The organism is Alistipes provencensis (assembly GCF_900083545.1).
Taxonomy (GTDB): Bacteria; Bacteroidota; Bacteroidia; order Bacteroidales; family Rikenellaceae; genus Alistipes; species Alistipes provencensis.
The window spans coordinates 2751354-2774969 of sequence record NZ_LT559262.1; the positions used below are offsets into that span (position 1 = coordinate 2751354).

Here is a 23616-nt window from a genome sequence, read left to right on the forward strand (position 1 = left end):
ACTACCCTGTTAAAAAACGTCCCGGCTCGACAGCCGGGACGTTTTCTGTTGTTATTCCATGTGGGTCGTGAAGGCCTTGGGGCGCGTCATCGACTCGGTGTAGGGCACTCCGAAGCGGTCCCTGATCTCGATCTCCAGCGTCGAGGTCGCCGAGGCGGCCTCCACCGAGAAGATATGCGTGGTATTGTAGGTGGCGAACGACGAGGTGATGCTGCCGTTCGACGCCGTGCGCGGAATGTCGTACGAGAGGTTGTGCAGCGGGTCCTCGGCCCGGACCTGCGTGACCGTCAGGGGCTTTCCGTTCTCCTTGACCGAGATTTCCCAGCCCGAATCCCAGTTCCAGACGTTGATGTAGACCGTGTTCTCCTTGCAGGCGGTATACCTCGAGCGCAGCGGGTATTTCTGGAGGAAGGCCTTGACGCTGGCATCCGTGGCGTAGTGGTTCTTCACGACGTTCATGTCGTAGGTCCGGAACTGCTTGCCGGCGTCGACTTTCATCCCCTTCCAGCGCCATTTCACCTCGCCGCCGTTGTTGGTGAAGACCATGTAGCCGCCCTCGCTGCCGTCCTTGCAGATGCTGTTCTGCGAGACGTAGCCCGTCCACCACCACGAGGCGCAGATGGCGCCCATGTTGTGCTCGAAGATGTTGTTGTAACCCGCGGGCATGTCCTCGTTGGCCACCGCACGGTTGATGTGCGTGTCGCCCGTCAGGTAATGCACGCTGGCGAAGCCCTTGAAGCAGTCGCCCAGCTCGGCGGTCCCCGAGTCCTTGAAATTCGGCTTTACGCTGACCTTGTTGTTCGAAACGCCGGTGATGGCGTAGGCCGAGCAGTGCATGCAGACGAAGACGGGTTTCGACTTGTCGACGTGTTCGAGGTCCTTTCTGAGCCATGCCAGTTGTTCGTCGTCGACGTAGGTGTCGTGGCTGCGGTCCTCGTTTTCGTTGATATAGTACATGTTGTCGAGCACGACGTAGTGGATGTCGCCCAGATTGAACGAGTAGTATGTGGGGCCGATGATCCTGCGAAACGCCTCCGCAGCCTTGAAGTCGTCGGTGAACTTCATGTCGTAGTCGTGGTTGCCGATGACTTGGAAATAGGGCACGGGGAAATTCTCGATCTCCTTGCGGTAGTCCTCGAGCGTGTAGAACGTGCCCTTGTCGTACCAGTAGATGTCCCACGTCAGGTCGCCCAGACAGATGGCGTAGACGTTCTTCGTGCCGTGCTCCCTGACGAAGGCGTCGATGTCCCCGCGGAAGTCGTTGCGGTATTGTGGCGTGTCGGTGTAGGTCTTGTTGTAGTTGTAGCGGTTGGCCATGTGCGGGTCGGTCGTGGCCAGCAGGATGTGCTGCGTGTTGGGCTCGCGGCGCAGGCTGAACGAGTGCTCCTCGACGACGTCCGCGGCGGCGGTCGTCGCCTGCCAGAACGACGGGATGCTTCCGTCGGTGTCGACCATGTAACCGCCCGGAATGGAGATGAACACCGAGCCGTTCTTTTTCTTCGAGGCGAGCCAGTAGCAGCCGTCCTTGTCGGTGGTGGTCACCTCGAAACCGTCGGAGACGACCACGCCCTCCATCGGCACGCTTTCGCAGGTCACCTCGCCCTTGATCGTGGCGCCCTCCCTGTCGGGGATGAGCTTGACACCCTCCTGCGTGACGGTCACCTCGGTCGAGGCGGCTCCGGACTTGCCCGTGAAGGTGATCCGGGTGCTGCGTCCGCGGCCCTCGTTGACCGGGACCGTGAAGGTGTAGGCGGCGATCTGCGGCGAGATCGTCCTGACGGGTTCCATGGTAATCCAGTCGCAGTTGGTGTCCACCTCATACTCGCCGTAGCTGGCCACCGTGAAGTTCAGCGTCGTGCCCTCCTTCGAGACGGTCGGTACGGCGTCGGGCGAGACCACCAGATCGTTCTGCGCCATCTGGAAGACCGGGACGGAGAACTGCACGACGCTGTTCCCCGAGGAGAAGAACAAGCCCGAGCCGCGCGGATCGTCGCTGGTTGCGGGGTCTACCGTCAGGGCGACGGTCGTCGTGCCGTTGTTGCCGCTCTGGGGCGTGATGTGCACCCAGTTGTCTTGGGCTTTGACCGTCCAGCTCGTGTTGGAGGTGACGGAGAAGTATTTGGTAAGCCCCTCCCGGGTGGTGATGACCGCCTGCTCGGCGGTTTCGAGGGTCGTGAAGGACCGCGGGTTCTCAGTGCTTTCGTCGGCACTGCAACCGCAATATCCCATGCAGAGCAGGGAAACGCACAGTATGTTCAGGATTCTTTTCATGGTCTAATATGCTAATTCGATGGCTGCGTAGTTATCGGCCGCAGCCTTGCCTTCGATGCGAATGTAAACCGTCACCTCTTTCGACAGCGGATCGGGCGCTTCGAGCTTGTGGAGGGGTATCTCCACGGCTCCTCCGGCGGGCCCCACCTCGAGCGACACCTCTTCGCGGGCACGGTCGTAGCGGTTGGCCGAACAGCGCACGTTGGTGACCTTCACGGGCTCGAGTCCGCGTACGGGGACGATGCGCAGGGCCCGGGCCTTTTCGAACTGGCCCCAGCCGACGGTGAAGCTGAGGGTGACCGACGGTTTTGACAGTTCGAACGGCGACCAGAAGGCTACGGCGTCGGCCGGGCGACGGCTCTCAGCCGGGGTGATGCCGCGCGCCTCCCCCACCAGTCTGCGGGCCGCGGCCAGCGGGTCGGCGAACGGCTCCACATGACTTGCCGTGCGCGAGGCGTGCCATTGCTCGTCCCACGAGCGGAAGTCGAAGGCGGTGCCGTCTATTTTGGCCTCCAGATACTTGTTCAGCCGGGGCACATAGTAGTCGCGGATGACCCCCGACCATACGCGGGCCGAGTAGTCGCTCAGCGAAGGACCTCCCCAGACCGAGACCAGACGGCGCGACTCCCCGACGAAACGCTCCTTCTCCTCCTCCGTGCATCCGGCCCCGCGGGCCATGCCGCTCCAGCGGTCGAGCCGCAGCAGCGGGTGCGACGCCAGCAGGCGGTCGGCGTCGAGCAGCAACTCTTCGATGCGCATGGCGCAGTCGTAAGCCTCCTCGCGGGCGCCGTAGAGATCGGCCCAGTTGGCCGTTTCGAGCAGCATGTCGGCCTTCGACGCGAGGTAGAGGGCGGCGTACTGGATGGCATCGGTGCGGTAAAGTTCGCTGCCGCCCAGCTCATCGGCGCATGCGAGGAAATGCTCGATGGCGGCGTAATAGTGTTCGTTGATGCCCATCGTCGGCATGCGGTGGGAGTACGGACGCAACTGCCAGCGGTAGCGGGCGTTGTTCGTACACTCGTTGTAGGAGGATTGCAGCATTTCCGTCCAGAAGCGGTCGATCTCCTCCGGACAGCTTCCGTAACGTGCCGCGGAGTAGTCGTGCAGGAACCGTTTCAGGTCGATCCGGTCGCCGCTCCACCCTGCCGCCGCGATGATTTCGTAGACGACTTCGTTGTTCTCGACCCCTTCGGGCGAGGTGCCGTAACCGGTCAGGCGGCCTCTGTCGGGCGATGCCAGCGCGTCGAGATGACCGTTGGCGTAGAACTCCAGATTGCCGATCAACGCCGTGCGGCCGCCGAAATTGGGCACCGTCGAGTAGATCCACTCCCTGCCGAAGAATCCGTGCAGGTGGTTCCAGCTCTTCTCGCTGCGCCAGATGAAGTTGTTGAAGTCCACCGCGAGGTCGAGGATCATCATCCGCCCGTCGGGGGCGCCGCTCAGCAGGGCTTCGACGCTCTCCGGGTCCCAAATGTTGCGCTGGTAGCCGAACATCCATCCCTGCATCACCCACACGGCGTCGGGATTGGCCTCGGCGAGCGAACGGTAGATGGTCCGGCCGTAGTGGCGGAGCGTCGCGGCGCGTTCGGGCGATCCCTTGGGGCCGAACGGCACGTCCATTTCGTTGAAACTGTCGATGAGGTAGTAGCGGCCCTTGCCGAACTCCTCCTCCCAAGCGCGGACGAAGGTCGTGCCGATCTCCGAGAAGAGCGGATCGAGGGGCGAGAGCATCCAGTTCCTGAAGCCGCTCCATTTGGTCTCGGTGAGCTGCGCTTCGGGATGGATGCGCTTCATGGCCGGGGGCACGAAGCCTGCGAAACCCTGATAGACCGGGGTCATGCCGAGGGCTTCCATGCGGTCGATGATGCGGTGCTGGAGGGCGATCTGCGCCTCGTGCCATTGGGGTGTCGGCGCGCCGTCGAGTCCGCTCATGTTGCCCATGCGCATCCACGGCAGGTGGGCCGGGCCGGTGAAGAGCACGCCGATCTCCTCGTCGGTGAGCCCCATCCGGCGCCATACGCGGGCGAGGATGGCCTCGCCGGCGATCGGGGCCAGCGGCATGTCGAAGCCGTGGAGGGCCATCCAGTCGATCTCGCGCTCCCATTCGTCCCAGCCCCAGAAGGGCGAGGTGTAGCCGAAAGTGCAGACGTTCATATAGAGCCGCCGTTCGAAAGGCGACGTGACCTCCCGCCTCGGCGTGTCGGGGAAGCGTTCCGGGAGGTCGAAGCGGCTGCCCGACCATGTGCAGACGCCGTAGCCGTGCGACGTGACGTAGTCGTAGAATCCGCGGCAGAGGGCCACGGCGCTGCTGCCCTCGATGACGAGCCGCCCCTTGCGGGCCTCCACGGCGAAGCGGTCGCAGCCCGACGGGGCCTTGTCCACCAGCTTCAGCTCCACGTTCGCGGGCCAGCCGCCCGCGGTGCGGGCGATCACGCCCCGGGCTTCGTCGACGGGAGCCGACGCCGCGGCGGGCAGAACCGCCGCAAGCATCGCCAGCGCGGGCAGGAGTCGTTTTATGACTGATCGTATGTTCATACTTTGAGGAATGTGTTTTTCTTGTAAAGGAAGTAGAGGAATAACCAGCAGACGGCGACATAACCGGCTCCGTTGACCACCGCGGCCACCGCCTCGGGGCATTTCGAGGCCGCGCCGCCGAGGAAGAAGTCGGAGATCCGGNTCCGCTTCAGCGACGGCTCGGAGGTCAGCGTGACGGGGATTCCCAACGACGGAGGCCCCCGAAGCGTGACGTTCACACCCCGAAAAGTGAAATGGATGCGTTTCGAGGCGACCGACGGCGCGGGCAGGAGTCGTTTTATGACTGATCGTATGTTCATACTTTGAGGAATGTGTTTTTCTTGTAAAGGAAGTAGAGGAATAACCAGCAGACGGCGACATAACCGGCTCCGTTGACCACCGCGGCCACCGCCTCGGGGCATTTCGAGGCCGCGCCGCCGAGGAAGAAGTCGGAGATCCGGTCGAAGGGGATGATCCGCTGTGCGAGGTAGATGGTGATGGAGTTGAGTCCGATGACGCGGAAAAAGAGCGTCCACCGTTTCCAGCCGCGCACGTCGATCAGGTAATAGAACAGCGCGAACATCCCCAGCGAATAACCCGTCACCACGCAGGTGAACGAACTGCTCCACAGCTTCTTGTTGATCGGCATGATGCCGCTCCATGCGATCCCGGCGAGCGTGATCGCCACCGCCGCGAGGGCCATGTACAGTGCTTTGCGGTTCCCCGTGAGCCCCGGCCGTTCGCGGCGCAGGAATTCTCCGGTGAACATGCCGAACATGGCCGAGACGATGGCCGGAACGGTGCTCAGCAGCCCTTCGGGATCGAATGTCTTGTAGAGGATGCGCCCCGGAAGCCACTGCCGGTCGACCCACCCCGCCAGATTGCCTTCGGGCGAGAGGGGCGACGCACCGGCCGGCGCATCGGGTGCGGCGACGAGGCACAGCAGCAGCGAATAGCCGATCAGCACGGCCGCGGCCACGATGCCCCGCGTCTTCACGCCGCAATATATATAAAGTATGGCGGCGAACATCCACGCCAGCCCGATGCGGCCCAGCACGCTTGCCACGCGCAGCGACGCGAAGTCGAGCCTGAACAGTCCGTTGTAGACCAGTCCCAGCACCACGAGCGTCGCGCCCCGGCGGATCACCTTGCCCAGTATCGCCCGTTCGCCGAGACCGTTGGCGCGTTGTTTGGCCAGCGAGAAGGGGAACGAGACGCCCGCGATGAAGAGGAACAGCGGGAAGATCGTGTCGTGGTGGGTCAGCCCGTCCCATGCGGCGTGCCCCATCGATCCGGCGACGGCGTCGGTGAAGGCGCCGGGCCACAGGGCGCAGAGCGATGCCACGAGACCCGAGAAGCCCATGATGAAGAGCATGTCGAATCCCCGCAGGGCGTCCAGCGAAAGGAGTCTTTGGTTGGGTTTCATGCGAAACGTTGTCCGGATCGGTTTATATCGGTTCGTCGGCCAGTTTGTTGTTGCCGGCGATGGCGGTGGTCGGCACGGGGAATACCAGCCGCGAAGGGTCGTTCGACGCCTTGTGGTCCCACCACTCCTCGCTCAGGAACAGCCCCCAGCGGATCAGGTCCGTGCGGCGGCGGCCTTCGCCCAGAAACTCGATGCCCCACTCGTCGACCATGCGGTACTTGTCGAGATTGTCCTTGGTGACGGGATCGGGGTCCTCCCTGTTCTCGAAGGCCCGCGAACGCACCTCGTTGATCAGGTCGGCGGCCTCTTTTTTCAGCCCGGCGCGCATCCGGCATTCGGCCAGCATGTAGTAAACCTCCTCGAGGCGGATCATCGGGAAGAAGGCCGCCCAGCAGTTTTCGTCCTCCTTCGGGGCCACGGGGAATTTGGCCAGCCGGTAGAGGCTCGGCTCTTCGCCGTCGAGCATCGACGAACGCAGCGTCGAGGGCGACTGTCCGGACTGGAGCGTGGACATCAGCGCCACATAATCCACCAGCACGAGCTGTTTGCCGCTGTATCCGGCGCGGATGCATGTAACGGGCGTCCCGTCGGGCTTGACCTGTGCGCCCAGTTGCAGCATTCCCACATATTTGCCGCCGCCCTGATAGACGTACTGCTTCTTGCGCAGGTCCTTGTCGTTGAATTTCGAGAATGGACCGTTGAGCCTGTAGGTGTAGGAACTTCCGTCGGGGGCGTGCGAGGGAGTCAGTCCGAAGCCGTTGTAGGGCTGGAAAAGTCCCTCGAAGACGAGTTTCATGTTGTAGTGGAATCCGTAGCGGTAGAACGTGTCGAACATCTCCTGATCGGTGTTGCGCGAAGGCAGCGCCCAGATCAGCGCCTGCGACTGGCGGTTGTTGAAGGAGAAGGGTCCGTTCCAGTTTTCATCCAGCTCGTATTTGCCGTATTCGCCGCCGATGATCTCCTCGCAGAGTTTGGCGCACTCGGCATAATGGTCCTCACCGATGTACGACTCGGCGTTGAAATAGAGCCGGGCCAGCAGTGTCGCGGCGGCTCCGCGGCTGATGACGCTCGACGCCTCCGATCCGGCCTCCTTGGGATAGAGGTTCTCGAGGGCGTGTTTGAGCAGGCTCTCCGTGTGGGCGTAGACCTTTTCGGCCTTGCTGCGGCCCTCGGCGGGCTTCGTCAGGTCGGTGAAGATCGGGAATGCCCCGAAGAAGTCCAACCCGCGCAGGTAGAAATAGCCGATCAGCGCGTTGAGCTGGTTGATGTGGTCGGCTTTATCCTTCTCCGTGAGGCCCAGCGACGGGTAGTCGAGCCGTTCGAGGTCCGTGCGGCACTCGATGGTCAGGGCGATGCCCATGGCCGTACCGCGCCATGTGTCGCTGATCGACGATTCGTCGGGCGTCCAGTTGTGGCTGTGGAGCCGGACGAAGTGTCCGCCGTCGTACCAGTCCTCGCCGCGCGTGGGCATCGACATCTGGTCGGCGGTCATCTCCTGCAGGTACCAGCGTCGCGGCGGACGCTGTCCGACGTCGTACCAGAACAGGTGGGTGAAGGGCCGGTTGAGCACTTTGTAGACATCGCCCTTGTTCCGGAAGAACGTGTCGGGCGTCGTTTCGCTGTACCACTCGTCCTCGAGTGCGCATCCCGAGAAAAGCAGGCAGAAGGCTGCCGCAAGGATGCCTATTTGGGTTTTTATGGAATATGATTTCATCGGTTGATCCTCCTTATGTTATAAATTGAGCGTGATGCCGAACGTGAATACGCGGGTCGAGGGCCATACTTCCAGCCCTTCGAATCCGGGGGTCAGTCCGTTGGTGTTGACTTCGGGGTCGATGCCGCGGTACTTCGTGAGGCAGAATACGTTGCGGGCCGTGAAAGTGAAGCGGATACTCCTGATGTAGCTCTTGATCGACGGGATGCGGAGCGTGTAGCCCAGCGTCGCGGCGTCGAGTTTGAGGAACGAACCGTCCTCGAGGAAGTAGTCGCACAACTCTTTTTCGCCCGTGATGTTGGCATTGCGCCCGAAAGCCGTTTTGAGGCGGTTGCGGGTGTTCTGTCCCGATGCGGACTGCAGGCCGTGATACATTTCGGTCATGTTGAAGACGTCGTTGCCGATCCAACTGCGGAAGAAGAGCGAGAGGTCGAAATTCTTCCACGAGATGCTGTTGTCCCACGAGAGGATGACGTCGGGCATGGCCTGACCGATGTGGCGCTTGTCTTCGAGGGTTTTTTCCGCGGCCGGAATGATGTTGTTGTCTTTGTCATAGAGTAGCCAACTGCCGTCGTCGGCGATTCCGGCGTATTTCCAGATGTAGAACCGGCCGATGTCCTCGTTCGGGGAGAGCCGCACGGCCTTGCCGGGGCTGCCCGGCGTCGGGAACTCGTAATCGTCGAAATTGGTCTGGCTGCCCCACAGCGTAATCAGGCGGGTTTTGTTGCGCGAGATTTGCAGCGAGGTCGTGTAGTTCCAGTCTTTGGTCTGCACGGGCACGCCCGTCAGTTCGATTTCGAAACCGTTGTTTTCCATCGAACCCACGTTCATCGTCGTCTTGTCGTAGACGGCGGGCGGCTGCGAAACGCTGATGTCGTAGATCATGTTGTCTACCTTGCGCTTGTAGACGTCCAGTTTACCGCTCAGACGGCCTTTCAGGACCTGAAAGTCCACGCCGAAGTTATATTCGTCCTTGGTCTCCCACTGCAGGTCGGGGTTGACGTTGCGCGCCAGTCCGTAGACCGATGACCATGCTCCGTTGAAATACCATGTGCGGACGACGCTGCTGCTGGTGTCGTACTTGTACATGCGGGTCGTGACGCCGGGCGCGAACCACCCGTTGCCCGTGCGGCCGTAACCGAAGCGGATGCGCAGGTCGTCGAGCCATTTCGCGTTCTTCATGAAACTTTCGTTCGAGATGCGCCATGCGGCCGACACGGCCGGGAACCAGCCGTAGCGGTTGTTCGCGCCGAATTTCGACGAACCTTCGTAGCGGGCGCTGACCGAGAGGAGGTAACGGTCGGCATAGGAGTAGTTGACGCGGGCGAAATAGGCCACCAGCGTCTCCAGCGGCTCTTTGTGCGAATAGATCGACGACCGGCCCTCTTTCAGCCATGTGCCTTCGCCCATGTTGTACCACTTGGTGCCGTCGACCGAAAAATTGGCGTTGTCGCCTTCGAACTTCTCCTTGCGGCCCAGCCGCTGGTAGGAGTATCCGGCCACGGCCTTGATCGAGTGGGCTCCGAAGAGTTTGTTGTAGTTGAAGATCCACTCCAGCGACTCGGTGTTCTGCGTGCTCCATTTCTGTTCGGCATAACCGTTGCGCGCCAGTTCGCGGCTGCGGCGGTGGAGGGCCGATTCCCAGTAGGCTTTGTTGGCCGACGTTCCCACCGTGCCCACGGTCAGCGTGGTGCTCAAACCGTCGTAGATGTTCAGTTTGGCGCTGACGTCGGCCTGCAGGCGGGCCGTATGGTCCGCATTTTCGCTCAGGGCCAGTACGGCCACCGGGTTCCATTCGCCTTCGCCTTCGAGGATCTTGTAACCCGAGGGGTCGTCGGGGTTGTAGACCGGAATGGTCGGGTTGAGGTTCATGGCGTCGCGGAAGATGCTGCTCGGCGCGATGTTCGCCTTGGAATCGACATAGTTGAGACGCCCGCTCAGTTCGAGCCGGTCGTTGAGGGTCAGGAACTTGAAGTTGAAACGTCCGCCGATCTCGCGTTTGTCCGAGCGGATGGTCATGCCCTGCGCGTTCTTGTAGAAGAGCGAGGCGTAGGCCGAGAAATTCTTCGTGCCGCCGCTCATCGTCACGATGTGGCGCTGCGTGAAGGGAGTCCGTGTGATGGCGTCGAACCAGTCGGTGCGTCCCCCGCGGTCGGCCTGTCCGTGGGCAAGCCATTCGTCGGCCGAGAGCACCTCGGCCTTGCGGCGGACGGTCTCGGTGGTGAATTCGCCCGTGTAGCTCACCGCGGGCGCTCCGATCTGCCCCATGCGGGTCGTCACGAGGATCACGCCGCCCGAGGCGCGCGTTCCGTAGATGGCGCCTGCCGAAGCGTCCTTCAGCACGTCGATCGACACGATGTCCTCTTTTTGCAGGATGTTCATGTTGCCGCCGGGAATGCCGTCCACCACGATCAGCGGGCCCTGCTCCGATTTAATCGAGTTGGCGCCGCGAAGCTGGATCGAGATGCTGCTGTTGGGGTCGGTGCCCGATGCTGAGACGATGTTCAGCCCCGGAACCTTGCCGGCAATGGCCTGCAGCGGCGAGGCGGTGTTGCCGGCGAGCAGGTCGCTGTTCTTGAGCGAGGTGATCGACGAGGTCAGCTCGCGCTTGTCCAGCGTGCCGTAACCGATCACCACGACATCGTCCAGTTGCAGCGACTCTTCGCGCAGCACGATGTCGAGCGAGGTGCGTCCCTGCACGGGAACCTCCTGCGTCTTGTAGCCGATCGACTGCACGATCAGCGTGGCGTTCGGAAGCGGTTCGCCGAAGGCGAATTGTCCGTTGACGTTTGTGGCGCAGGCTTTTCCGGTGCCTTTGACGATGACCGTCACGCCGACGAGTTTTTCGCCCTGTTCGCCGGTGACGACTCCCGAAAGATTACGGGGAGCCTCTTCCTTTTTGGCCGCGAGCGAGATCTGGTAGTTCGAAACGGTGTAGGCGATGGCCGTTCCGCCGAAGAGTTTGTCGAGCGTCGCGCCGATGGCTGCATCCTTTACCTCGATATCCACTTTGCGGTCGAGGTCCGGCAGCGACGAGTTGTAGAAAAAGCGGTATTCGCTTGTGCGCTCTATCTGCTGGATCACCGAACGTATGGCCGTCTTGCGGGCCGATACGGTGATCTGGGCGAACGTACATAGCGGCATGCACACCGCGAGGGCGAGCAGTGCCAAGCACGTTTTGCGTATTGAACTCATTGTATTGGTGTTTTAAGGTATGTTTTACTGGAGTGGTTATGGAGCCTTCCGCAAAATACCTTAAAGGCCGGCGGTCGTTCCCGAAGGGAGTCCGTAGCGGCGGGAGAAGTGTCGTTCTATGCCATAGGCAGTGAGGTTTTCGGGTTCATTATTCGGGTTCGGTCGGTTTGGTCGGTGTCGTGTGGGGGCTATCGTTTTTCGTCGAGGACCACGGTGTTCTGCTCGATCGTGTAGCTCACCTCGCCGGACAGTCCGATGAGCTGGAGCACGTTCTGCAGGTTGTTGTTCTTGATGATACCCTCGAAACGCAGGTGCTTGATGCGCTCCGAACGGAAGACGAAGCGGATGTTGTATTCGCGGTCGAGCAGTTCGGTCAGCTTCTCGAGCGTCGTGCCGCTTTCGACGATCAGCTCGTTGTTACGCCACAACCCGGCGAACTGGGTGCGCCCCGAGCCGTTTTTGGTGAATCCGCCGTCGGCGGTGTCGTAGGCCACGGCCTCCATCGGGTCCAGCGTCGTCGTGAAGCCGTCGCCGTCGTCGATGCGCACTTTTCCTTCGATGAGCGTCGTCACCGAGGTCCGGTCTTCGGGATAGGATTTGACGTTGAACACCGTGCCCAGCGCCTCGACGGTGTAGTTCCCGGTGTTGACGCGGAAACGCCGTTCGGGGTCCTTGGCCACTTCGAAATAACCTTCGCCGACGAGGTTCACCTCGCGGCTGCTGAGGTTGTAGCGGCTGTCGTAGCTGAGCTTCGATGCGGAGTTGAGCCATACGCGCGTGCCGTCGGGCAGCGTGATATTGGTCTTCTGCCCCTTCTCGGTGTAGATTTCGAACAGGTGTCCCTGCCGGGCCGCGATTTTCGCGTAGTTGTACCATCCGGTGACGGCGGCCACGGCGATGCAGGCCGCTGCGGCCCACGGAAGCAGCCGCCCGAGGAACCTGCGGCGCGGTGCCGGAGCTTCGGGGGCGCCGGCGTCAATCGTTTCGCGGATACGCGCGTGAATGCGCTCCTTGGTCCGGCTGTCCATCGTCCCGTTGGTTGAGGCCCATTTGCTTCGGTAGTACTCGGCCAGTTCGGGATCGGATTCCGACCTTTCCCGCAGCCACTCCGTCAGGGCGCGCTCCTCCTCGGCGGAGGTTGCGCCGTTGAAAAACCTTTCCAACAGGTTTATGGGATCGTTATTCATAAATAGATACAGTCTTGTTCGCGGCGGAGCCGCTTTCCATTAAATATGCGTGACGCCCCCGAATCCCTTATCCGGCGGGTTGTTTTTTTCGAAAATAGTTGGATTTAGCTGGTTGTGACCAGAAAAAGGAGCGCGCAGAAAAGATGGATGTTGCGAAACCGCGACCGCATGAAGATGTTGGCGTGGTAAAGCTGGGTTTCGATGGTCTTTTCCGAAAGGTTGAGGCGCCGGGCGATCTCCTTGACCGAGAGCCCTTCCTGTTTGCTGAGGATGTAGATGCGCTTACGCGCAGGCGGCATCTGTTCGACCAGTTCGGCGATGTATTCGCTCGTGAACGCGAGGTTCACCATGTTGTCGGTCGTATTCTCCCCCCCCCTCCGCGGGCCCTCCTGCTGCACGACGTCGATAAACGCCGAATTGAGCAGCATGCGGCGTCCCTCGCGGTAGACCAGATTGCGGGCCACAGTGAAGACCCAAGCTTGGAAATTGCGCTCCTCGTCGATCTGTGCACGGTATTCCCACAGCCGCAGGAAAAGCTCCTGAGTGATGTCCTCGGCCAGCGACTTGTTGAACAGCGTCTTGCAGGTGAAGTTGTAGACATACCCGCCCCACCGTTCGTAGATGGCGTCGAAAGCCTCGCGGTCGCCTCGTTTCAGGCGCCGCAGCAACTCTTTTTCCGTCTCTTTTGCTTTCATCTCCGTGCTGTCTGGGGCGCCTTCTCCGACGGCGCCAATACGACAAAGTTAAAACTATTTTTATCGTTTGAAACACTTCCGAGGCTTTTTTCACGATTTTGTTACGATACCTAATTATAAAAGGGAACGGCATTTAGATGAAAAAAATCGCACGGCGGATAAGGGTTTTCGCTTCGTTGTGCATATTTAAAAATAGTGATTATGGAGCACTGAAAATACCTTTTAAATTTTTTTACGGAAAATTTTAAAAGTCAACCAAAAGATGAAACCCAAGAATCTGTTCAAGGGAATCCCGGCGTTATTTCTGTTGCTTTTTGCGGCCGTCGGCTGCGAGCGGGATTTAACCGTGGATTGCAGCGATGCGGAGTTCTCCGTGCTCAGTGCGGACGACACGCCCGTGACCACCCGGCAAACCCTCAATTTCAATACTTCCGTCAGCCTGAAACTTCAGGCCCGGAATGTCGCCTCCACCGAAGTCTCCGTGCCCGAGGGCTGGGGCTGCGAGGTCAATATTCCCAAACGCACGGCGACCGTCACCGCACCCGACGGCGCCTATGCGGACGCCGCTGTCGACGGCGACATCGTCATCACGGCGAAGGGCGTCAACGGCTCCCTCGTCCGCGTCGCGTTTCCCGTCGAGGCGGTCGATGCCGAGGTCGTGCTGAAATGCACCGACGACCTCGCCGAACCCGTGTCGCTGGCTTACGGCGAATCCGCCGAGCTGACCTTCGACGCTCAGAATGTCGAACGGATCGACATGTCCGAACTTCCCGCCGGCTGGAAAGCCGTGCGTGACGGCTTCGTGCTGACCCTCACCGCCCCCGCTGCCGACGACGACACCGCCGCCGAAGAGGGTGAGATCGAGCTTACGCCTTACAGCCGCCGCGGTTCGAAGGGCGCCTCCGTCGTCATCAGGGTCGCCGTGGCCGAAGCGCCCATCGTGCTGACCTGCAACGAGGATATCAGCGACGTGATCCCCTTCCGCCTGAGCGACAGGAAGGTCTTTACCTTTGCCGCTTCTTCGAATGTCGTGGATGTAAAGGTGTCGGATGCCCCGAAGGGCTGGACGCTGAATCCCGATCTGGCAAAAATGCAGTTGGAGATTTCCGTTCCCGATCAGGCTGCCGCCGATCTGGCCGCCGAGGGCAGCGTCGTCCTCACGCCCGTCAGCAACCGCGGTACCGAAGGCGACCCCGTGACGATCCGCGTGAAGGTGAGCGTCACGGCTCCCGTGTTGGAATTCGACGTGACTTCGCACTATTTCGGTCTCGGAGAGACGATGACCATCCGCATGACCAAGGCCATCAACGTGGCGGACGTAGGGCTTAAATCGGCTCCCGAGGGATGGACCGCAGTGCCCGACTTCGGCTCCCGGAATTGCGCACTGACCGCTCCTGCGGCGGTTTCCGGTGCGGCTTCGTCCGGCAGGTTCGTCTTCACGGCAACCTCCGCGTCGCAGGAGACTCAGGAGGTGGAAGTGGAGGTTAAGTTCAACGGACTCCACGATGCCGGCGACTTTGTGAAATTCGGCGACGCCGTGGCGACGGGTGCGTCGGTCGACGATTTCCTCCTCGGCGGTGAGGTGAACCTCTTTGCCGATGCCGACCTTACGCAGGCGGGCCGCGATGTGATTGTCGGAGCCGCCGGGAAATCCTTCTCAGGGACCTTCAACGGCAACGGCCATACCATCACCCTGCGCATAGCCGCTTCGGGCGCCGATGCCGGCCTGTTCCATACGCTGGGTGCCGGAGCCGTGGTCAAGGAGCTGAAACTGGCCGGAACGATCACCTCGTCGGCTTCGGATGCCAATGTCGGCGGCGTGGCGGTCTACAACGACGGCGCCGAACTCAACGGCATCACCTCGTCGGTGGCCTTTACCTACAATGCATCGGTGAACGGCGGCTACTACGGCGGTCTGGTCGCCTACACCCGCCAGTCGGGAGCGAAATACATCGACTGCCATACGACGGGCGCCGTCGTGACCAAGGGTATCAAGTACCTCGGCGGGCTTCTCGGCGCCGTGGCCGCCGACACCGAGGGCACGATGACCGACTGCTCGAATGCGGGCAACATCGTCCTCAATTACGGTGCGCTGGCCATGGGCGGAGCTCATGCCGCCGGTTGTGTCGGCAATACGGAAAAGAGCAAGTGGACCTTTACGCGGGTCTCCAACACCGGCAATATCGACTACAATTTCGGCAAGACCAACGGTGCCATCTATTCCATCGGCGGAGCATTCGGCATGGCCTGCGGCAGGTTCGAGGAGTGCTTCAACAAGGGCAATGTCGTCGATACCGACGGTGCCGACGCCGTGGCGGGTACACGCCGCATCGGCGGTTTTGCGGGAGCGAGCGCGTCGGGCGGCTACCCGATCCGGGCCTTTAACTGCTACAATGAAGGTAAAGTGGTCGGTATCAGCAACTACGTCGGTGGATTCATGGGTATCGCCGAGGGTTCGAAACCCGAACTGAACGCCCCCAACGAGCTTACCGACTGTTACAATGCAGGCGACGTGCGTGTGGTCAGCAACACGACCATCTCGGGTATGTTCGGCGGTTTCCTCGCCGTGTCGTACCAGTGCGCCAACCTGACCCGTTGCAGCAACCGTGGCAAGGTCCTCGGATTTACGAACCGCAGTGCCGGCGGACTGGTCGGTGCCGGAGCCGATCAGCTTGTGATCGACCAGTGCGAGAATACGGGCATGATTTACATAGGCTGCACGGTGGCTTCCAACCCCAAGGCCGGACGTCCGTTCGTCGCGGGTCTCGTGGCCATCCGCGGTAAGAATCCCGTCACGATCCGCAATTCCAAGAACACGGGAGCCGTTACGGCGATGGTTCAGGCTGCGGCCGATGTCCAGAGCGCCTATGTTTCGGAGATCGTCACCGTCGATGGTCTGCCTGACGTGACCGTCTGCGACGATGCTACCAAGTCGGCGTCGGCCGGGGCGACCGTCACGCCGATCCTGAAAGACAGTTGGAACTCGAACATTCCCGGGCTGTAATTCCCCGGTTATGAAGCAGAGAGGGAGGACTCGCAATGGGTCCTCCCTCTTTTTTGTTCGGTTACAGCTTCGGGTTGTTCAGGTGCCGCTCCTTGTCGCGGGCGGTCTTCTTGGCGAAGTTGGCCTCGACGGCGGCCGTGAGGTCCACACCCGTCTGGTTGGCCAGACACACCAGCACCCACAGCACGTCGGCCATCTCGTCGGCGAGGTTTTCCTTTTCGCCCTTCTTGAACGACTGGTCGCCGTACTTGCGGGCCATCACGCGGGCCAGCTCCCCCACCTCCTCGGTCAGTACGGCCATGTTGGTCAGCTCCGAGAAATAACGCACGCCGTACTCCCTGATCCATGCGTCGACGCGCTCCTGCAATTCCTTGATTTCCATATTACTTTACCCTTATCAGATTCAGTCCGTCGCGCAGCGGGACGATGACGTTCTCCACGCGCGGGTCTTCGGCGACCGTGCGGTTGAACTCCACGAGCGCCTGCGTGTGATGGTCGCTGCGGGCAATGGGCTGCACGACCTTCCCCGACCAGAGGATGTTGTCGGCGATCAGCACCGAACCGCCGTGCACCAGCGGCCGTCGTCCGTCATCGCCCATCAGCATCCGGTAATAGGCGGGATATTCGCGCTTGTCGCCGTCGATGAACACCAGATCGAACTCCCCGCCCAGCTCCGGGGCGATCTCAAGCGCCGAACCGATGTGCAGTACGATCTTGTGCCCGTGGGGACTGCGGGCGAAATACGAGCGGATGAACTCCTCCTGCTCGTCGTCCACCTCGACGGTGTGCAGTTCGGCCCCTTCGTCGAGCCCTGCGGCCATCGAGAGCGCCGAATAGCCCGTGAAAGTCCCGATCTCAAGCACCCTGCGCGGCCGCACCATCCGCACCAGCATCTCCAGCAGTCGGCCCTGAATATGTCCCGAGAGCATACGCGGCGCCACGGCCCGCAGGTTGGTCTCGCGGTCGAGTTCGTGGAGCAGCGCCTCCTCGGGTTCCGAAAAATCGTGGACGTATTTCTCCAGCGCGTCCATTATTTCCGGTATAGTCCGTGTTTGTTGAACTGGTACGAAGCCTCGATCACCTCGTCTGTATCGGCATGCAGCCACAGCAGGCATTCGCGGGTGAATTCGAGGTAACCCGTGCCGTTGGCCGTTACGATGTTGCCGTCGCGCACGGCCTGCCGCTCCTCGTAGAGGTCTGCGCCCGTATAGTTCGCGCCGCCCCACTCGCGGAGCATTTCGAGGGTGTTGCCCGTGTGACGCACGCCGTTCAGGAACCCGTGCGCCGCGAGGAACGCCGCCGCGTTGCAGATCGCACCGACGAGCACGCCGCGTGCAAGTGCCGCTTCGACGATCGGAACGACCCGTCGAGCCTCCTCCGACTGCCATTGCATGCCTCCTACGAGGATCAGGGCCGCATAATCTTCGGGCATGGTCGCGGCCGTGTAGTCGACCGTGACGACCAGCCCGCCGATCGAACGCACCTGTTTTTGGGTGGGCGTCAGCGTCCGTGACACATAGGGCGTTCCGCCGCCCGCCATTGTCAGACCGGTGTTGAGTCCCGTGGTGAGAAACGCGCCTTCCCAGTCGGCGAAATCGTCGAGCAGCAGGAATAAAACTTCTTTTTTCATCCTATTTATAGATTAAACGTGACATATTCGAAAATACCGCTTCGGCAACCTCGGTCAGTTGTGCGGCCGTCAGGTCGCGGACCTTGGCGTAAACCTGCTCCATGGTGTCCACGTCGTCGTGGATCAGCAGGCTTTTGCCCGCCCCGAGCATGTAGCTCTCGTTGCTCTCGCTCGAAATGGCTAACTGGGCGATGAACTGCTTTTTGGCCATCGACAGTTGCCGGGCCGTGAGCGGTGCGGTGCGGAGTTTCTGCAACTGACCTTCGATCAGCCCGATGCACTGCTCCGCATTGTTGTGGTCCGAACTGAAATAGATCGCCACGATACCCGTGTCGCCGTAGGGCGTGTAGTTGGCTTCGATGTTGTACGACAGCCCGTTCTTCTCGCGCAGGACCACGTTCAGCAGCGAATTGGCGCTCGGGCCCCCGAGGATGTTGGTGAGCAACGCCAGCGGCAGCCGCTGCTCTTCGCCGATGCCGCAGGCGCGGTTGCCGACGATGCAGTGGGTCTGGTGGGTGTGCTTCACGACCGTCTTTTCGAACGGCGCACAGGCCGCAGGCTCCACCCTTTCGAATCCGCGTACCGTTGCCGGGCGGTCGGCGAAATAGCGTGTCGCCACCGCTTCAGCGGCCTTGGCCGAGAAATTGCCGATCGACGAGAAGACCATCTGGTCGGTGGTGTGCGTGCGTGCCGTGAAGGCGCGGATCGCGTCGCCGTCATAACGCATCAGCGATGCCTTGCGGCCCAGAATGTTGTGCCCCAGTTCCGAACCTGCGAAGAGCATATCCTCGAACGTGTCGTAGATCATGTCGGCGGGCGAATCCTTGTAGGTGTTGATCTCGTCCGCGATCACCTCTTTCTCGCGCTCCAGTTCCCGGTCGGGAAACGTCGAGCGGAACGCGATGTCGGCGATCAGCTCCGCGGCTTTGGCGAAATCGCCCCGGAGCGTCGTGGCGTGTATGGTCGTGTCCTCCTTGGTGGTGAATGCGTTCAGCTCTCCGCCGAGGTTCTCCAGCCGGCAGTTGACCTGCCATGCGCGGCGGTGCTCGGTGCCCTTGAAAAAGGCGTGCTCCGTGAAGTGCGCCAGCCCGTACTGGTCGGGATGTTCGTCGCGGCTCCCGGCGCCGATCACCAGCGCGCAGTGCGCCACCGATCCCTTCACCTGACGGTGGATGCCCCGGATGCCGTTGGGCAGTCTGTATGTGAAAAATTCCATTTCGGTCGTTTAAAGTTTGGTGCGTAGGCGCAGAAACTCGCCTGTGTGGCTTTCGGGGCACTTCTCCAGCTCGCGGGGCGTTCCTTCGAACACCACGCGCCCGCCCTGCGTACCCGCTTCGGGCCCGAGGTCCACGACCCAGTCGGCACACTTGATGATGTCCATGTTGTGTTCGACGATCACGATCGTGTGGCCGCGCTCGATCAGGGCGTTGAACGCCGCCAGCAGTTTCGAGATGTCGTGGAAATGGAGTCCCGTCGTGGGTTCGTCGAAGATGAACATCACGCCGCCCTGCGCCGAATCCTTCGTCAGGAACGACGCCAGCTTCACGCGCTGGCTCTCGCCGCCCGAAAGGGTCGACGACGACTGCCCTAACTTGATGTAGCCCAGTCCCACGTCCTGCAACGGTTGCAGCCGTTCGACGATGCGCCGGCAGGTAGCGTTCTTTTTAGCCTCTTCGCCGAAGAATGCGACGGCGTCGTCCACGGTCATCTCCAGCACGTCGTAGATCGACTTTCCGCGGTATTTGACCTCCAGTACTTCGTCGCGGAAACGCCGTCCGCCGCACGCCTCGCAGACCAGCTCCACGTCGGCCATGAACTGCATCGAGACTTTGATGACACCCTCGCCCTGGCACTCCTCGCAGCGTCCTCCCGCGATGTTGAACGAGAATGCCGAGGCCCCCAGTCCGTTGTGCTGGGCGTAAGGCTGGTCCGAATAGAGTTTCCTGATTTCGTCGTAAGCCTTGATGTAGGTCACCGGGTTCGAGCGCGACGACTTGCCGATGGGGTTCTGGTCGACCATCTCGACCGACTTGAGCAACTGCACGTCGCCCGTCAGCCCGTCGAAATCGCCGGGTTTGACCCCCGTGTCGTACAGCATGCGCCGCAGCGCCGGGTAGAGAATGCCTTTCGCCAGCGACGATTTTCCCGAGCCGCTGACGCCCGTGATGCAGGTCATCACGCCTAACGGAATCTTCACGTCGATGTTGCGCAGGTTGTTTTCCCGCGCGCCCTTGACGGTTATCGAGTTGCTCCAGCCGCGCTCGGTCGTCGGAACGGCTATTTCGCGCCGCCCCGTGAGGTAGTCGGCCGTGAGGCTCTTTTTGCTTTTCAGCAGTTGGGGCAGCGTACCGCTGAAGACCACCTCGCCGCCGTTGTAACCCGCCTTGGGGCCGATGTCGACGATCCAGTCCGCGGCGCGGATCACCTCCTCCTCGTGCTCTACGACGATCACCGTGTTGCCCAGATCGCGCAACTGTTTCAGTACGCCGATCAGACGGTTCGTGTCGCGCGGATGCAGGCCGATCGACGGTTCGTCGAGGATGTAGAGCGATCCGGTGAGGTTGCTGCCCAGCGAGGTCGAGAGGTTGATGCGCTGGCTCTCGCCGCCCGAGAGGGTCGACGACAGCCGGTCGAGCGTCAGGTATCCGAGCCCCACGTCGGCGAGGTATTGCAGGCGGTTGCGGATTTCGACCAGAATGCGCGACGCCGTCTTGGTGTCGTGTTCATCCAGTTCCAGCCCGCCGAAGAACGCGATCAGCTCGTCCACGGGCATCGTCACCAGATCGGCGATTGTCTTTCCCGCGACGCGCACATACAACGCCTCTTTGCGCAGACGCGAACCTCCGCAGTCGGGGCATGTCGTTTTGCCCGTGTAGCGGGCCTTCATCACCCGGAACTGGATTTTGCGCCGCTCCGAGTCGATGTATTCGAAAAATTCGTCGAGACCGTGGAAATACTGGTTGCCGCGCCACAGCAGACGTTTCTGCTCGGGCGTCAGTTCGTGGAACGGCGTGTGGATCGGGAAATCGAACTTCGAGGCGTTCTCCACGAGCTGCTGCTTCCATTTGCGCATCGTCTCGCCCCTCCAGCAGGCGATGGCGTCCTCGTAAATGGTCTTGCTCTTGTCGGGGATGACGAGGTCCTCGTCGATGCCGATCACCTTGCCGTAACCCTCGCACCGGGGGCAGGCTCCCAGCGGGTTGTTGAAGCTGAACAGATGCTCCGAGGGGTGTTCGAACTCGATGCCGTCGGCCTCGAAGCGCGAGGAGAACTCTTTCACACCCTCGTCCGTGACGATCTCGCAGATGCCCCCGCCGTAGGAGAACGCTCGGGCCACCGAGTCGCGGATGCGGGTCTGCGTGTCCTCGTCCGTCGTGACGCGCATGCGGTCGACCACCATCCGGATATCGTCGGCCTTCGTGTCGGGGCCGATGCCGGGCAGGATATCCTCTATGAGCTTCACCTCGCCGTCCATGTAGACGCGCATGAGTCCCTCCGAGAGCAGCAGCGTCAGTTTTTCGATGATCCCCTGCCCTTCGGCGAGCGCCAGCGGGGCGCCGATCACCACGCGCTGGTTTTCGCGGGCAAGAATCCACGCCGCCACGTCGTCCACGCTGAAACAGCGCACCTCGGCGCCCGAAACGGGCGAAAAGGTGCGGCCGATGCGGGCGAACAGGAGCTTGAGGTAGTCGTATATCTCGGTCGTCGTGCCCACCGTCGAACGGGGATTGCGCGTGTTGACCTTCTGCTCGATGGCGATGGCCGGCGCGATGCCCGAAATGATGTCCACGTCGGGTTTGTTGATCTTGCCGAGAAACTGGCGCGCATAGGCCGAGAGGCTCTCGACATAGCGGCGCTGCCCTTCGGCGAAGATCGTGTCGAAGGCCAGCGTCGATTTTCCCGAACCCGAAAGGCCCGTGATAACGACCAGTTTGTCGTGCGGGATTTTAACCTCGATGTTGCGGAGGTTGTGGACCCGCGCACCTTTAATATAGATTGCGTTTTCGTGTGCCATTTTTGTATAACTAATTTTCCGCAATGCTCCCGCCGGCTTTCCGGAGTTTTTCGACGAGCGCTTCCGCGCGGCTTTCGCGGATGGTGAGCCGCATGGAGCAGAGGTTGTCGAAGGTCTGCGACACTACCTTCGGCTGCTCCTCCTTGACGACCCGCATCACGCCGTTCATCGCCACATAGGGGAAATCCACCTCCACCGTGCGGTCCACCGTGAGTTCCACGATCTCCGCCGCGGCGATGGCTTCGGCCGCAGACTCCCTGTAGGCGGCGATCAGCCCCGGAACTCCCAGCTTCGTGCCTCCGAAATAGCGGACCACGACCACCAGACAGTCGGTGATGTCGTTCGAAAGCAACTGCCCGAGTATCGGCTTCCCGGCGGTTCCCGAAGGCTCCCCGTCGTCGTTCGAGCGGAACGCTTCGCCGTGCGGGCCCAGCCGCCATGCGTAGCAGTGGTGCGTGGCGTCGTAATATTTCTTGCGCAGGGCGTCGAGCCGTTCGCGGATCTCCTCCTCCGAGCGCACGGGATATATCCAAGAGAGGAACTTGCTGCTCCGCTCCCGGCAGGCGGCTTCGGCCGGGGCCGCGACGGTTCGATAACTGTCGCCGGCCACCGTTATTTCACTTTTCGGAAGAGACGCTCCCAGCGGATGTTGGCCGGGAAACGCTTGTTGGCATCGAGCGACAGCCATACGAACGACGCCTTGCCGACGATGTGGTCCTCGGGCACGAAGCCCCAGAAACGCGAGTCGGCCGAATTGTGGCGGTTGTCGCCCATCATCCAGTAGTAGTCCATGGCGAAGGTGTACTCCGTGGCTTCCGCACCGTCGATGTATATTTTGCCGTCGCGCTCCTCGAGCTTGTGGCCCTCGTAGGCCTCGATGATGCGGCGGTAGAGCGGCAGGTTCTCAGCCGTGAGCCGCACGGTGGCGCCCTTCTCCGGGATCCAGATCGGACCGTAGTTGTCTTGGCTCCAACGGGCTTCGTCCCACTGCGGGAATACGCCGTTGTTGGGAGTGTAGATGTAGCGGCGGACCGATATGACGTTGCTGAGCTCCTTGACCTTTTCGGCGATTTCGTCCGTGAGTGTCATGAAATACCCCGAGCCGTTGCCGGTATACTCCCGGATGCCGAGGTTGTCGATGGCGTATTGCGTGAAGGGCGACGAGGTCTGCACGACGTAGCTGTATTGCAGTCCCGGCACCTCCTCCTGCGGCTGCCCGTTGATGAAGGCCTGTCCGTCACGCACTTCGAGCGAGTCGCCCGGGATGGCGATGCAGCGCTTGATGTAGTTCTCGCGCTTGTCCACGGGGCGGCTGATGATCGTGTATTCCTGATTGAGACGCTTGCGTCCCTCCTCCTTGCCGAACGAACGTTCGAATTCGCGCACGACGTCGTAATAGGTCACGGCCGGGTCCTCGAGCAGCACGGTGTCCCCCGCCGGGAAGTTGAAGACCACCACGTCGTTGCGGCGGATCGGCTTGAGTCCTTTCAGACGGTGGTACGGCCACTTGATCGCCTCGGAGAACGATTTCTTGGTCTGCGAGAACGGCATCGTGTGGTGTACGAACGGGAACGACAGCGGCGTGTTGGGCATCTGGGGTCCGTAGGCCACCTTGCTCACATAGAGATAGTCGCCCACCAGCAGCGACCGTTCCATCGACGAGGTGGGGATGACGTACATCTGGAAGAAGAAAATGTGGACCAGCGTGGCGACGACCGTGGCGAAGATGATGGCGTTGACCCATTCGTAGACGGTCTTGTAGACCTTGCTCTGGCGGCACATCTTCACGTTGTGGCTCCACACATAGCGGTAGAAGAACTTCGTGATGTAGAGGTCGAAGATGACCGGCAGTCCCAACAGCAGCCAGAGGTTGCCTGTCCAGACCACGAACCAAAGCGTATAGAGCAGTGCGGCGAGCGTGAACCCGACCCATTTGTTGCGTAGTAAATCCCTGATTTTTCCCAT

At 61.3% G+C, this 23616-nt stretch carries 16 protein-coding genes; 2 read left to right on the forward strand and 14 right to left on the reverse strand.

Features of this window, described 5'->3' with window-relative positions; all coding sequences use genetic code 11:
• Positions 1–51: 51 nt before the first annotated feature.
• Positions 52–2271, reverse strand: a complete 2220-nt coding sequence (locus tag BN5935_RS10675) for a calcineurin-like phosphoesterase C-terminal domain-containing protein (RefSeq protein ID WP_082944109.1) — start codon at positions 2269–2271, stop codon at positions 52–54.
• A 3-nt stretch (positions 2272–2274) separates the two neighbouring features.
• Positions 2275–4806: an alpha-N-acetylglucosaminidase gene (locus tag BN5935_RS10680; protein ID WP_064976105.1), complete on the reverse strand. Its 2532-nt coding sequence runs from the start codon at positions 4804–4806 to the stop codon at positions 2275–2277.
• Between the two features lie 171 nt (positions 4807–4977).
• On the opposite strand from BN5935_RS10680, the gene BN5935_RS15745 reads away from it, so the two are divergent.
• Positions 4978–5112, forward strand: a complete 135-nt coding sequence (locus tag BN5935_RS15745) for a hypothetical protein (protein ID WP_449353805.1) — start codon at positions 4978–4980, stop codon at positions 5110–5112.
• Here BN5935_RS15745 and BN5935_RS10690 read toward each other — a convergent pair.
• From BN5935_RS10690 to BN5935_RS10710, 5 genes are all read right to left on the reverse strand, one after another.
• Positions 5102–6211: an acyltransferase family protein gene (locus BN5935_RS10690; protein WP_082944111.1), complete on the reverse strand. Its 1110-nt coding sequence runs from the start codon at positions 6209–6211 to the stop codon at positions 5102–5104. The genes BN5935_RS15745 and BN5935_RS10690 overlap by 11 nt on opposite strands.
• 22 nt (positions 6212–6233) lie before the next feature.
• A complete protein-coding gene (locus tag BN5935_RS10695) occupies positions 6234–7925 on the reverse strand; it encodes a RagB/SusD family nutrient uptake outer membrane protein (protein WP_064976107.1) in 1692 nt (563 codons plus the stop codon).
• Positions 7926–7943: 18 nt separating this feature from the next.
• Positions 7944–11120, reverse strand: a complete 3177-nt coding sequence (locus tag BN5935_RS10700; protein ID WP_064976108.1) for a SusC/RagA family TonB-linked outer membrane protein — start codon at positions 11118–11120, stop codon at positions 7944–7946.
• 188 nt (positions 11121–11308) lie between these two features.
• Positions 11309–12283 carry a FecR family protein gene (locus BN5935_RS10705; protein ID WP_162272071.1) on the reverse strand — a complete coding sequence of 325 codons (975 nt, stop codon included), beginning with the start codon at positions 12281–12283 and terminating at the stop codon, positions 11309–11311.
• Positions 12284–12411: 128 nt separating this feature from the next.
• The gene (locus BN5935_RS10710; protein ID WP_064976110.1) at positions 12412–13002 is read right to left on the reverse strand and encodes an RNA polymerase sigma factor; all 591 of its coding nucleotides are present in this window, start codon (positions 13000–13002) and stop codon (positions 12412–12414) included.
• 262 nt (positions 13003–13264) lie between these two features.
• Between BN5935_RS10710 and BN5935_RS10715 the strand changes: the two genes are divergently transcribed.
• Positions 13265–16006 carry a hypothetical protein gene (locus tag BN5935_RS10715; RefSeq protein ID WP_064976111.1) on the forward strand — a complete coding sequence of 914 codons (2742 nt, stop codon included), beginning with the start codon at positions 13265–13267 and terminating at the stop codon, positions 16004–16006.
• A gap of 61 nt (positions 16007–16067) precedes the next feature.
• Here BN5935_RS10715 and BN5935_RS10720 read toward each other — a convergent pair whose 3' ends face one another.
• Genes BN5935_RS10720 through lepB form a run of 7 tightly spaced genes read right to left on the reverse strand, consistent with a single transcriptional unit; the run spans position 16068 to position 23616 of the window.
• Entirely contained in the window at positions 16068–16388 is a 321-nt protein-coding gene (locus tag BN5935_RS10720; protein ID WP_064976112.1) for a nucleotide pyrophosphohydrolase, read from the reverse strand.
• Position 16389: 1 nt separating this feature from the next.
• On the reverse strand, positions 16390–17037 hold the full coding sequence (locus BN5935_RS10725; RefSeq protein ID WP_064976113.1) for an O-methyltransferase: 648 nt from the start codon (positions 17035–17037) through the stop codon (positions 16390–16392).
• On the reverse strand, positions 17037–17636 hold the full coding sequence (locus BN5935_RS10730; protein ID WP_064976114.1) for a type 1 glutamine amidotransferase family protein: 600 nt from the start codon (positions 17634–17636) through the stop codon (positions 17037–17039). Before BN5935_RS10730 ends, BN5935_RS10725 begins: the two co-directional genes overlap by 1 nt.
• Position 17637: 1 nt before the next feature.
• Positions 17638–18852, reverse strand: a complete 1215-nt coding sequence (locus BN5935_RS10735; RefSeq protein ID WP_064976115.1) for a M16 family metallopeptidase — start codon at positions 18850–18852, stop codon at positions 17638–17640.
• Between the two features lie 9 nt (positions 18853–18861).
• Positions 18862–21651 (reverse strand): excinuclease ABC subunit UvrA, encoded by a 2790-nt coding sequence (gene uvrA, locus BN5935_RS10740; RefSeq protein ID WP_064976116.1) that lies wholly within the window; start codon positions 21649–21651, stop codon positions 18862–18864.
• A 10-nt stretch (positions 21652–21661) separates the two neighbouring features.
• Entirely contained in the window at positions 21662–22261 is a 600-nt protein-coding gene (locus tag BN5935_RS10745) for an IMPACT family protein (RefSeq protein ID WP_064976117.1), read from the reverse strand.
• Positions 22262–22263: 2 nt separating this feature from the next.
• Positions 22264–23616: a signal peptidase I gene (gene lepB / locus BN5935_RS10750; RefSeq protein ID WP_064976118.1), complete on the reverse strand. Its 1353-nt coding sequence runs from the start codon at positions 23614–23616 to the stop codon at positions 22264–22266.